At 73.9% G+C, this 11126-nt stretch carries 12 protein-coding genes; 3 read left to right on the plus strand and 9 right to left on the minus strand.

The window, feature by feature from the left end; translation table 11 throughout:
- The first annotated feature begins 60 nt into the window (after positions 1-60).
- Positions 61-432, plus strand: a complete 372-nt coding sequence (locus ACFP3U_RS31785) for a cupin domain-containing protein (protein ID WP_380229206.1) — start codon at positions 61-63, stop codon at positions 430-432.
- A gap of 187 nt (positions 433-619) precedes the next feature.
- Here the strand turns inward: ACFP3U_RS31785 and ACFP3U_RS31790 are convergent, their stop codons facing one another.
- The 3 genes from ACFP3U_RS31790 to ACFP3U_RS31800 all read right to left on the minus strand — a co-directional run bounded on the left by ACFP3U_RS31790 (position 620) and on the right by ACFP3U_RS31800 (position 2494).
- On the minus strand, positions 620-784 hold the full coding sequence (locus ACFP3U_RS31790; protein ID WP_380229207.1) for a hypothetical protein: 165 nt from the start codon (positions 782-784) through the stop codon (positions 620-622).
- A gap of 118 nt (positions 785-902) precedes the next feature.
- Positions 903-1745, minus strand: a complete 843-nt coding sequence (locus ACFP3U_RS31795) for a helix-turn-helix domain-containing protein (protein WP_380229208.1) — start codon at positions 1743-1745, stop codon at positions 903-905.
- Complete coding sequence (locus ACFP3U_RS31800) at positions 1742-2494, minus strand: DUF6879 family protein (protein WP_380229209.1); 753 nt, start codon at positions 2492-2494, stop codon at positions 1742-1744. Before ACFP3U_RS31800 ends, ACFP3U_RS31795 begins: the two co-directional genes overlap by 4 nt.
- 339 nt (positions 2495-2833) lie before the next feature.
- Here ACFP3U_RS31800 and ACFP3U_RS31805 point away from each other — a divergent pair, with 339 nt between their 5' ends.
- A complete protein-coding gene (locus ACFP3U_RS31805) occupies positions 2834-3163 on the plus strand; it encodes an antibiotic biosynthesis monooxygenase family protein (RefSeq protein ID WP_380229210.1) in 330 nt (109 codons plus the stop codon).
- Positions 3164-3370: 207 nt separating this feature from the next.
- A complete protein-coding gene (locus tag ACFP3U_RS31810; RefSeq protein WP_380229211.1) occupies positions 3371-3697 on the plus strand; it encodes a hypothetical protein in 327 nt (108 codons plus the stop codon).
- Positions 3698-3897: 200 nt separating this feature from the next.
- Here the strand turns inward: ACFP3U_RS31810 and ACFP3U_RS31815 are convergent, their stop codons facing one another.
- The 6 genes from ACFP3U_RS31815 to ACFP3U_RS31840 form a co-directional block, all read right to left on the minus strand.
- Positions 3898-4896: an RICIN domain-containing protein gene (locus tag ACFP3U_RS31815; protein WP_380229212.1), complete on the minus strand. Its 999-nt coding sequence runs from the start codon at positions 4894-4896 to the stop codon at positions 3898-3900.
- A gap of 71 nt (positions 4897-4967) precedes the next feature.
- On the minus strand, positions 4968-5900 hold the full coding sequence (locus tag ACFP3U_RS31820; protein WP_380229218.1) for an ECF transporter S component: 933 nt from the start codon (positions 5898-5900) through the stop codon (positions 4968-4970).
- A complete protein-coding gene (locus ACFP3U_RS31825; RefSeq protein ID WP_380229213.1) occupies positions 5849-7465 on the minus strand; it encodes an ABC transporter ATP-binding protein in 1617 nt (538 codons plus the stop codon). The genes ACFP3U_RS31820 and ACFP3U_RS31825 overlap by 52 nt, the downstream gene beginning before the upstream one ends.
- The gene (locus tag ACFP3U_RS31830) at positions 7462-8631 is read right to left on the minus strand and encodes a CbiQ family ECF transporter T component (protein WP_380229214.1); all 1170 of its coding nucleotides are present in this window, start codon (positions 8629-8631) and stop codon (positions 7462-7464) included. The genes ACFP3U_RS31825 and ACFP3U_RS31830 overlap by 4 nt, the downstream gene beginning before the upstream one ends.
- A 52-nt stretch (positions 8632-8683) precedes the next feature.
- Positions 8684-9532 (minus strand): SCO2322 family protein, encoded by an 849-nt coding sequence (locus ACFP3U_RS31835; protein ID WP_380229215.1) that lies wholly within the window; start codon positions 9530-9532, stop codon positions 8684-8686.
- A complete protein-coding gene (locus ACFP3U_RS31840) occupies positions 9529-10806 on the minus strand; it encodes a prenyltransferase/squalene oxidase repeat-containing protein (protein ID WP_380229216.1) in 1278 nt (425 codons plus the stop codon). The genes ACFP3U_RS31835 and ACFP3U_RS31840 overlap by 4 nt, the downstream gene beginning before the upstream one ends.
- Between the last annotated feature and the right edge of the window lie 320 nt (positions 10807-11126).

The following is an 11126-nucleotide window of genomic DNA, read 5'->3' on the forward strand; positions in this document are numbered from 1 at the left end:
CGACAACCTCATTGACTATATAGACAACCTAGTTGTCCATCATAAAGGGGCTACCCACTCTTGTCCGTCATCCGCAGCACCGACGCCCGCCGCACCGAGACCCCCAACGCCGTCATGACCACCCACGCCTCGCCCACCCAGGGCGGCACCGGCCTCGCGATGTGGCGCGTCGAGATGCAGCCGGCCCGCTCGGGCCCGCGTCACGCCATGGACACCGAGCAGGTGTGGACCTTCCTCACCGGCTCCGCCGTCGTCGACCTGAACGGCGAGGAACTCACCCTCACCGCCGGCGACACCCTCGTCCTCCCCGCCGACACCCCACGCCGGCTGCACACCACCGAAGGCTTCACCGCCGTCGTCGCCTCCCCCGCCCCGTCCACGGCCCACAACCTGGACAGCGGCGACAAGGTCGCACCGCCGTGGATCGTGTGAGGTGTAGCTCAGAGGCTCGGGTGGTTGGCCTCGCGGACCCGGGCGAGCAGCGCCGAGCGTCGTCGGCGCTGCTCGGTCGTCAACGGCGCATCGCTGAATTCCTCGGGGGTGAGGACCGGCCGACTGCCGGCGGGCCGCTCAGGGGGCCACGGGTCCGGTGCTGACTGTGGGCCGTCCTGGGCGCCGTTCACTCGGCACCGGCCGGGTTCAGGCACTCCCCGGACTCGGCGTGGCGTCGGCGCAGCACCCGGACGTCGGTCAGTGCCGAGTGGTCGCACCCTTCCGGGGCGCGGAACGCCTCCTGGGCCCTGCCGTCCAACCACATGCATACGGGGCACATGTCGGTGCTCATCGCTCAACTCCCGCGCCGGTAGAAGTCCTCGGCCAGCACGTTAGGCATGCGGGAATCGCCGATGGGTCCGCGATTCTCGAATATTCCAGCACCTGCGATCGGTGTTCGCGGGGATTCCTCAGGCGGCCCCGAGTGCCCTACGGCACCGCGTGAGGACCCTGTGGGCATCCGAGCCGAAGACGGCTGCGCCGGCCAGCCGCTCCCACACGCGGGAGTACAGGGCCACGTGCTCCGTCTCGTCCAGCCACAGCTCCGCGTGCCAGTCCTCGACGATGACGAGCCGTTCGTCGTATATCCAGAAGCCGTTGGCGGGCGGCAGAGTGAGCTGAGCCTCGAACGGCACGATGCCCAGGGTGACGGTGTCCAGGCCGATCACGCCGCTGAGCCGGTCGAGCTGGGCGGCCATCACGGCGGGTGGGCAGAGCTGGGCGCGGAGCGCGGCCTCCCACATGAGGATGCGGTACTGCTTGCCCGGCCGGTAGAGGCTTTCCTGCCGTCGGACCCGGGCCCGTACGGCCTCCTCGACATCGCGCGGCGACTGGTGGAGGTCGACGTATGCGTTGAACACGTGGCGGGCGTAGTCGGCCGTCTGGAGCATGCCGACGATCATGGAGCCTTCCCAGGCGCGCATGACCGTCGACCGCTCGTACTCGACCGTCAGCGTGTCCTGTACGGGCCTGTGCCCGGCCGCGAGTTGCCGTCGCCAGGAGCGCGAGTGCGACTCGAACGCCCGTAGCCTGGCCGCCAGTTCGGATGCCGTACCGGGCTGGCCCACCCCCGCCGCCCACGCCTTGAGGTCCTCGTGGGTGGCGGTCTGTCGGCCGGTCTCCAACTTGCTGACTTTGGACTGTGTCCAGCCCAGGTGCTCGGCCAGTTGCCGCCCTGTGAGACCACCCTCGGCGCGCAGTTCGCGAAGCCGCAGACCGAGGGCGATTCGGGCCTGTTGGAAGTCGGTGCTCACACGCCGGACGGTACCTCAGCGCTGAACGCCCGGTGCGGTGTGGCGAAGTGCCAGGCGGCGTCGCGCACCTGGCAGGCGCGCGCCACCTGAAGCGGGTCGGTGATCAGCTCCACGCCGGTCAGATCGTCATCGGGGTCGAAGTGCAGCAGGGCGATCACGCGTGAGTCGAACAGCCAGGTGTCCTCTGCCGGAAGGCCGAGGCGATCGGCGTCGGCGCGCCAGAGGTACCGGATGTCCTCGCCGACGGCACTGTTCCGCTGGGCGTTGTCGAGCAGGTACCGCTGCCCCGGGGTGGGCGGGCCGTCCATGACCCTCACCCGCTCGAACCGCTTGCCGAGGGCCACCTGCTCGCGGCGCGAACGGCACCAGGAGTCCTCCAGATCCCATCCGGCCGCCTGCCCGGCAGCGAACCGGCGGTAGGTCTCGGTCCGTTCGTCGGACCTGTACCTGCGACGGGTCTCAAGCCGAAAGGCGGTGTGCTCGAAGTTCTCAAACATGCTGTCGAACTCTTCGAAGCCGATCAGCACGGGCTCTCGGCCCACGTCTCGCGGAGCGAAGTCGGCGAGCAGCACGCGGGGCACGACTACGAACCCTTCGCCGGGCTTGATGTTGCGGAGCTGAGCCACTTCGTCGGGATCGGTGACGGCCTCGCCCTGCACCAGCACCTCCCCGGTCTCGACGTCCTCGTAGAGCGTCGGGCATCCGTTGTTCCCCGAGTTGCTTCCGATGTACCGCAGTCGTCGGCTCACAGCCGCTCCCCTCGCTGTCGATCGGGCTGGTTCAGGATGCCGTGGGATCGGCCCGAGGTGGGCGCTGATTCTCGAATATTCTCCCGAGCCAACAGAACGCCCCCGCCTGTCCGAGGTCGGGTCGGCGCCGGAATCCCGCTCGGAGCGGCGGATGCTTCGACTGGAAGTCCTGCCCAACCGGGCTTGCCGATGTCCTCGACATGTCCGGTGTTGCCCCGGTCTCGTGACGCATAGAGGCGTTGGTCTTCGTACGCTGTGCCTCGGGCGAGACCTTCGAGCTCGCACGTGATCAATGTTGGGTCGCCACCCAGGCTGACCATTGATTTTGAGAGGTGTCATGTGGGTAGCGTGGTAAAGATCAATGTTCTGACCGTCCCCGCTGAGCGGCGGGAGGAGTTGGAGAAGCGCTTCGGGGCGCGGGCCGGTGCGGTGGAGAACTCCGACGGCTTCGAGTACTTCGAGCTGCTCCGGCCCGTTGAGGGCACCGACCAGTACCTGGTCTACACGCGGTGGCGGGACGAGGAGTCGTTCCAGGCCTGGCTGGCCGGTCCGATGCAGGCCGCGCACCGGCCGGCGGCCGAGGGTGGTGAGGCTCCTCAGCGGCCCGCTTCCAGCGGCTCCACGTTGTGGTCCTTCGACGTGGTGCAGTCCGCCACTCCGAAGGGCTGAACCCCCATCTTGTAAGACGGTGCGCCCCGGACCGACCGGTCCGGGGCGCACCGCGGTGTCGTGCATGTGCCGGGGTGCGGGTGGCTGGTGTGTTTGGGAGACTGGGGGTGGTGCCCGTAGAGGGTCAAGTTTCGATGTGTCAGTCGACCTCGTGTCGAGGTCACCGTTTGTGAACCCCACTGCATGAGATCTGATAGGGGAGCGCGCATGTCCAGGTCCGCGCGAGTCTTCATCAGGAACTTCCAGGGCAGGGCAGCGCACAATCTGAACCTGCCCGGCTTCAAGATCACCCCGAAGTCCGCTGTGTTGGCCACGGCCGGTCTCTGGGAGCCGGGGGACGGATTCTTCGATCCGAACGTCAGGTTGCGTGTCCATGGGCCGGATGTGTTCGTCACTACTGTCGTTCCGCACGGTAGCGACGACGAGGCCGAAGGCGTCGAGTTCATGCTGCACGCGGACTCGCCGACGCCCGTGAACGTCGCTGTGACCATCACTGTGTTCGAGGAGTTCGAAACGCACGCGCTGATTGAGTGAATCCGCATCCGAACTCTTCCGACGCCCGCCCTCGCCGCCCCGGCGAGGGCGGGCGAGGAGTTCGTGCTCCCTGCCGGCGACACCCTCGCGCTGCAGGCTGTCCCCAGCTTGCTGGAGTTGCTCAGGCCATACGCGAGGTAGGGGGCGTGCGGGGCGGGGGAGCTGTGTGTCGGCTGCCGCCCGCCCCGTGCAGGGGTGTGTCAGAGGGTGTCGCGGACCTTGATGTAGCCGTCTTCGACCAGGAACTTCTGGTTGGGGTTGGTGGCGCCGCAGGTGTACAGGAAGACGTTGTCGTTGTTGTTGCGGGCGTTGCCGACGTCGAGGCACATCTCGTGGGCGGTGCCGAGTGTCGACTCCAGGACGACCGAGCCGCGGCGCAGCAGCCAGGTCTGGTTGGTGTCGGCCGCCTGGGAGTACTCGCAGGCCCAGATGCGGACGTTGTCGCCGTTGGTGCCGGTGTTGTCGGCGTCGAGGCACATCTCGGGGCCGCCGGTGCCGAGGGTGTCGGCGACCTTGATCCGGCCCTCGTCGAGGACGAAGCGCTGGTTGGTGTGGTCGAGGCACCGCCAGATGCGGACGTTGTCGGCGTTGTTGCGGGTGTTGCCGACGTCCAGGCACATGCCCTTCGGGCGGCGGGGCGGGGTGGCGACGTTCAGGGTGCCGTCGGTGATGGTGTACTCGGTGCCGTTGTTCGGGTCCGTGTACGTGAAGCTGCCGTTGCCGCGCGGGAGCGTGGTGTTACCGGGCGCGCCGGCGTCCACGGTGACCTGCGGGAAGAAGCGGAAGTAGCCGTTGGACGGCCAGCCGCTGCGGCCTCCGTTGCGGCCGTAGCCCTCGCAGGTGAGCGTCCGGTTGCCGTTGCCGAGCGCGCAGTTGCGCAGGCCGACGTTGTTGCTGCCCCAGTTGGCGCCGTTGGCGCTGTATTCGGTGGGGACGGTGGTCTGCGGGGTGAACGTGGTGCTGCCGGGGGCGGTGAAGGTCGCGGTCATGCCCGTGGCGGGGAGGGTGCCCGGGCCGCCGGTGTTCTGGTAGGTCCACGGGACGATGTCGGTCGCGCCCGGGGCGATCGTCACGGTGGTCGGGACGTCGCGGCCGATGAAGGTCACCGCGGCGGCGGGTTGGGCGGTGACGGCGGCGAGGGCCAGGGCGGTGGTGGCGACGGCTGCCGTTCGGGTGAGACATCGGGTGAGGGTGGGCACGGGTTCGACTCCACTTTCTTGAGGGGGCGGTGGAGATCTTCGTGTGCGGTGGGATCGCCCGGGGGCGCCCGTCACGGGCGGGGGGTGTGGTTCACCCCTTCGGTCGACGGGGTGCTGCCGGGTGGGGGAGCCGGCGGCCGGAAGGCGACCGGGGCGGCGAAGGCGGCGCGGCGGGTGGCCCGGCGGAGGGCGCGCAGGACGGGGGTGCCGAGGGTGAGGCAGAGGACGACGGTGAGCACGGCGCGCGGGAGGTCCCAGCCCAGCGAGGTGGTGAGGCAGTAGACGGCGAAGCGGACCAGGTTCTCGGGGAGCGGGTCGCCCGGGACGAAGGAGATCGAGCTCGCCAGGCCGGCGATGTACGGCCAGCCCTGGAGGTTCATGATCACGCCGTAGAGGAGGGCGGCCACCGCGCCGTAGGCGGCGAGGAGGGCGAGCTCGGGGCGTCCGCGCAGTCGGGCCGGGCCGGGCAGCAGGCCCGCGCCGAGGCTCACCCAGCCCATGGCGAGCATCTGGAACGGCAGCCAGGGCCCGACGCCGCCGGTCAGCAGCGCGGAGGCGAACATCGACAGTGCGCCGAGTACGAAGCCGAAGCCCGGCCCGAGCACCCGCCCGGCCAGCACCATCAGGAAGAACATCGGCTCCAGCCCGGCGGTGCCCGCGCCGAGCGGGCGCAGCGCGGCGCCGGCCGCGGCGAGCACGCCGAGCAGGGCGACCGACTTGGCGTCCAGGCCCGGTGCGCCGCCGCCCGCCGCGCGGCCCTCGGAGATCTGGGCGACGAGGACGGCGAGGAGGAGCGGCAGGAGGAGGGCGAACAGCCAGGGGGCGTCGGCGGAGTGGCCCACCAGCGCCGAGCGGGTGGAGGCGAGCAGCGGCCAGCCGAAGCCGGCCACGCCGACCAGGGAGACCAGGGCGAGGGCGGCGATCGAGCGGCGGCCGAGGGGAACGGGGCGGGTCACGAGGCCTCTCCCGCGAGCGCCTCGGCGACCTGGTGGACGGTGAGCCAGGGCCCGGGCGCGAGGATCTTGGCGACCTGCGGGGCGAACGCCGGTGAGCCGAGCACCACCTCGGGCGTCGGCCCGTCCGCGACGATCTCGCCGTCGGCCAGTACGGCCGTGCGGTCGGAGAGTTCGGCGGCCAGCTCGACGTCGTGGGTGGCGAGGAGGACGGCGTGGCCCTCGGCGGCGAGGCCCCGCAGGATCGCGACCAGCCGGGCCTTGGCCGCGTAGTCGAGGCCCCGGGTGGGTTCGTCGAGCAGGATCAGCGGCGGGCGGGCGGTGAGCACCACCGCCAGGGCCAGGGTCAGGCGCTGGCCCTCGGAGAGGTCGCGCGGGTGGACGGCGTCGGGGAGGCCGGGCAGCAGCCGTTCGACCAGGGCGCGGCAGGTACCGGGTTCGGCGCCCGCGTCGCGGTCGGCGGACGCGCACTCGGCGGTGACGCTCTCCCCGTACAGCAGGTCGCGCGGGTCCTGCGGGACGAGGCCGACGTGGCGGATCAGTTCGGCGGGTCGGGTGCGGTGCGGGGTGCGGCCGCCGACGGTCACCGAGCCGGAGGCCGGTGCGTGCAGGCCGACCAGGGCGCCGAGCAGGGTGGACTTGCCGGCGCCGTTGCGGCCCATCAGGGCGGTGATCTCGCCTGCGTGGAGGGCGAGTTCGACGCCGCGCAGGGCCGGGACGGGGCCGCGGCGGACGACCAGCCGGGAGGCGGTGGCGAGGGGCGTGCCGGTGGTGGTGGGCGCGGGTGCCTCCGCCGGGCGGTGGCCGTCCAGTCGGGCGCGGAGGCCGGCGGCCCGGCGGCGGGCGTCGCGGACGGTGAGCGGCAGCGGGCGCCAGCCGGCCAGCCGGCCCAGTCCGACCACCGGTGGGTGGACCGGCGAGTGCGCCATCACCTCGGCCGGCTCGCCCAGCACGGGCGGCGCGCCGGGGGTCAGCAGCAGGACCTGGTCGGCGTACTGGACCACGCGCTCCAGCCGGTGCTCGGCCATCAGCACGGTGGTGCCGAGGTCGTGCACCAGCCGCTGGAGCACCGCCAGCACCTCCTCGGCGGCGCCCGGGTCCAGCGCGGAGGTCGGCTCGTCCAGGACCAGCACGCGCGGGTGGACGGTGAGCACCGAGCCGATGGCGACCCGCTGCTGCTGGCCGCCGGAGAGGGAGCCGAGCGCCCGCTGCCGCAGGTCGGCCAGGCCGAGCAGGTCGAGGGTCTCCTCGACCCGGCGCCGCATCACGTCCGGCGGCAGGCCCAAGGACTCCATGCCGTAGGCGAGTTCGTCCTCGACGGTGTCGGTGACGAAGTGCGCCCGCGGGTCCTGGCCCATCGTGCCGACCAGGTCGGCGAGTTCGCGCGGGCGGTGGTCGCGGGTGTCGCGTCCGCCGACGGTGACCCGGCCGTGCAGCACGCCGCCGGTGAAGTGCGGCACGAGGCCGCTCACCGTGCCCAGCAGGGTCGACTTGCCGGAGCCCGACGGGCCGACGAGCAGGCAGAGTTCACCCTCGGGGACGGTCAGGTCGACGCCGCTGAGGGTGGGGGCCGCGGCGTCGGCGTACTGGACGCCGACCTGGTCGAAGGTGATCACGAAGTCCTCCCGGGCTCGGTCGGGGCGGTGCGGGCGGCCGAGGCGAGGGCGGTGGCGGCTCCGGTGGTGCTCGGGGGCACCGGAGTGACGAACGCGGGCAGCAGGCCGAGCAGGACCGCGACGGCGGCGGCCACCGGCAGGACCGGCGCGGTCGGCGGGACGACGGTGGGGGCGAAGGCGAGCGGGTCGAGCGCGGCCAGCCAGGTCGTCGACGCCGCCACCGCGACCCCGGACCCGGCCGTGAGCCACTCCGGCAGCGCCCACGGATCCGGCCGGTGACGGGTCCGGACGGAACGCCGGCCGCCCAGCAGCAGCCCGGCGAAGGCGGCGGCCAGGCCGACCAGGAGCACCGGCACCGCCCACCCGGCGCCGCCCGCCGTCAGCAACCCGTACGCGGCCAGGCAGATGCCGAGCAGGCCGGCCAGGGTGAGCGTGGCGGTGAGCACCGCGATCCGGCGCGGCACCTCGGCGGTGCGCCCGAACCCGCGGGTGTCCATCGCGGCCGCCAGCGCCACCGAACGCTCCAGGGCGCCCTCCAGCACGGGCAGTCCGACGCTGAGCACGGCGGCGACGCCGCGGTCGGTGCGTCCGCGCAGCCGGCGGGCGGCGCGCAGCCGCTGCACGTCGGCCACCAGGTTCGGGGCGAAGGTCATCGCGACCACGACGGCGACGCCCGCCTCGTAGAGCGCGCCGGGGAGGGTGCGCAGCAGGCGGGCCGGGCTGGCGAGGGCGTTCGCGGCGCCCACGCACACCAGCAGGGTGGCCAGCCGCAGCCCGTCGTACAGCGCGGCGAGCAGCCCCTCGGCGGTGACCCGTCCGCCGATCCGCACGCCCTGCGCCCAGGCGGGCAGCGGGACTTCGGGGAGCGTGAACAGGGCGTGCGTGCCGGGGATCGGCGAGCCGAGGAGGACGGCGAAGAGCAGGCGGATGCCGAGCACCAGGAGGCCGAGGCGCAGGAACGCCCCGTAGGAGCGCGACCAGGGCGCGTCGCCGCGCCGGGCGGCGACCACGTAGCCGGCCACCGCGGCGAGGAGCAGCAGGACCAGCGGGTTGGTGGTGCGGGTGGCGGCCGCGCCCAGGCCGAGCGCCCACAGCCACCAGGCCCCCGGGTGCAGCTGGCGGGGGCCGGCGGCCGGGCGGCGGCGGGCGGGGCGGGGTGGGGGCACGGTGGGTCCAGGGGGTCGGGCCGGAGGGGTGGACGGGAGAGGGCGGGTGTTCCTAGCGGCGGCGGCGTACCTGCCGGGCGGCGCCCGCGGCCACGACGAGGACGAGGGCGAGGCCGGCGCCCACCCCGAGGACGGGGCCGCCGGTGGCGGGGGAGGCGCCTGCGGCGGTCGGAGCGGCGCTCTCCGAGGGCTGTCCGCCGTCGGTCGGCCGGTCGCCCGCGCCGAGCTGGTCGCCGCAGCCCGCCCGCGGGTAGCCGGCGATGGCGCAGAGCAGCCCGTTGCCGTCGTACCGCAGCGGTGGTGCGACGGTGGCCAGGACCTCCGCCGAGCTGGCCCGGGGCTGGACGACGGCGCAGACGGTCCGCGGTTCCGGCGGGGTCTCCCGGCCGGGCGCGTCGGCGGCGGCGCCGAAGTCCAGGACCACGGCCACCCGCTTGCGGCCGGGCTCCGCCGGCGTACCGGCGCAGACGGCGGCGAAGTCCCCGGCCGTCCCGGGCCGGGCGGCGTCCCGCCCGCCGTCCGGGCTGACGGCGAACCGCCAGCCGTCGACCGCGCCGTCCGCCGGGACGTGCACGGCGGGCCCCTGCTGCTGGTACGCCCAGCCGCCGTCGGACCAGCGCCAGAACGACCAGTAGCGGTACCCGGCGGCCTGGGCCTGCGCGGCGCCGATCAGCAGCAGGATCAGCACCCCGGTGATCAGCCCGGCCAGGAACCGCACGGCCGCCCGCACCACCCGCCGCTGGGCCTCGGCCGCCGCCGCGTCGCTACCGGCGGCAGCGGTGTCACCGGGGGCGGCCGGAACCGTACCGGCCGGGCCCGAAGCCGCACCGGCCCCGGCGGTCGGGGCCGGGCCCGCCGCCGTGGCCGGAGGCGGTTCCGGGGGCCGGCCGGGGGTGGTCACAGCTTCGGGCCGCGCTTGCGCTGCAGGCTCAGCACCAGACCGCCGCCGATGCCGATCAGCAGGCCGATCCCGAGCGTCCAGTAGGTGCTGATGCCGCCGTCCTTCTTCTTCGCCGCGGCCGAGGGGCTCGCCGAGGCGGGCGCGGAGGCCGCGGCCTTGGGGGCCGGGCCGAGCGTGGTCAGCTGCTTGACCAGGTCGGCCCCGCCGAAGGCGGCCGGGTCGCGCTGCGCGGCCTGGGCGACCAGCACCAGGGTGGCGGTGGCGGCGGCGTCGGTGCCGCCCTTGGTCCAGGTGCCGCCCTGCTCGGCCAGCCAGTCGACGGCGGCCGCGGCCTGCTGCGGGTGCCCGCCCTGGACCAGGCCGAGCGCGGCCCAGGCGGTGGCCGTGTAGTCGGGGGTGGGGGGCGCGCCGGGCGTGGTCAGCGTCAGGTGCCGGTCGCCGCCCGCGAGCTGCGCGGCGAGGTACGCGCCGACCGCCTCGCCGGAGTCGGCGCGCGGGACGGCCGTGGCGGCGCCGTCCGCGCAGGCCAGGGCCTTGGGGGCGGCGTCGCTCCGGTTGGCGCCGGCGACCGGCAGCCTCCCGCCGGTCGCCGCGAGCGAGGCCTGCCCGCTGGCCAGGGCGTTCACCTCGGCGGGGGTGCCGTCCGGCGCGCTCTGGTAGACGAAGGCGCCGCGCCGGTCGGCGGGGGCGGCGCAGCCGAGCTGGAAGGCGGCGAGCCCGTCGAAGGCGTTCTTGCCGGCCTTGGCGACCGTCGCCGGGTCGACCTTGGCGGCGAGCAGGGCGTTGACGGCGAGGCCGGTGGAGTTGGCGTCGCCCGGGTTGCCGGGGTTGTAGGCCCAGCTGCCGTCCGCGTTCTGGGTGGTCCTGAGCCACTGGACGCCCTTGTCCACGGCGTCCTGGTGCCCGCCGAGGGCGATCAGCGACTGGACCGCCAGCGCCGTCGCGTTGCTGTCCTCGAACACCGGGTCGCAGGCGGCCGAGGCGTCGGCGCGGTACGAGGGCCAGCCGCCGTCCGCGCACTGCTGCCCGGTCAGCCAGGCGACGGCGGAGTCGGCCGGGGTCACCTTGGCGGCGCTCAGCGCGGTCAGCGCGAGGGACTGCCGCCACACCGCGTCGTAGGTGGGGTCGCCCTTGCCGTACAGGCCGTCGGGGAGCGGGGCGGCGCCGAGGGTCGCGGTGGGGCTCGGGACGTCGGCGAACGCCGGGGCGGCGGCGGTGCCGGCGAGCAGCGCGGCGGTCAGGGCGGCGGCGCCCAGACGGGCGGCGGTCAGCATGATCGGAGATGTGCCTTTCGATGAGCGGGGCCGGCCGGGGGCCGGCCGTTCCGTAGACCTCGACGGTGCCCGGCGGTGGTCCGCCCGGCGTGGGCCGCTCGCTTCTCCCCGGGCACTCCGGCTCGCCGGCGGACGGGGCGCGCCGGGCTCACGGTTGCGGGTCAGCGCCGGATTCGCACCGGCTTTCCCCGGAAGGAGAAGCGGGATGGAGTTGTCCTGCCCGTCGACTCTATCCGCCGGGCCGACCGGCCCGGCGCGGGCCGGGTGAGAACAGGTTCCAGTTCGACGGACGCCTGCCGGGTGCCGGGACGGCGAGGACC

The organism is Kitasatospora misakiensis, assembly GCF_042656005.1.
GTDB lineage: Bacteria > Actinomycetota > Actinomycetes > Streptomycetales > Streptomycetaceae > Kitasatospora > Kitasatospora misakiensis.

Bases quoted from the DNA above. Each gene is read 5' to 3' on its own strand.
- ACFP3U_RS31790 (WP_380229207.1), bottom strand. From the start codon at position 784: ATGAGCACCGACATGTGCCCCGTATGCATGTGGTTGGACGGCAGGGCC.
- ACFP3U_RS31810 (WP_380229211.1), top strand. From the start codon at position 3,371: ATGTCCAGGTCCGCGCGAGTCTTCATCAGGAACTTCCAGGGCAGGGCA.
- ACFP3U_RS31840 (WP_380229216.1), bottom strand. From the start codon at position 10,806: ATGCTGACCGCCGCCCGTCTGGGCGCCGCCGCCCTGACCGCCGCGCTG.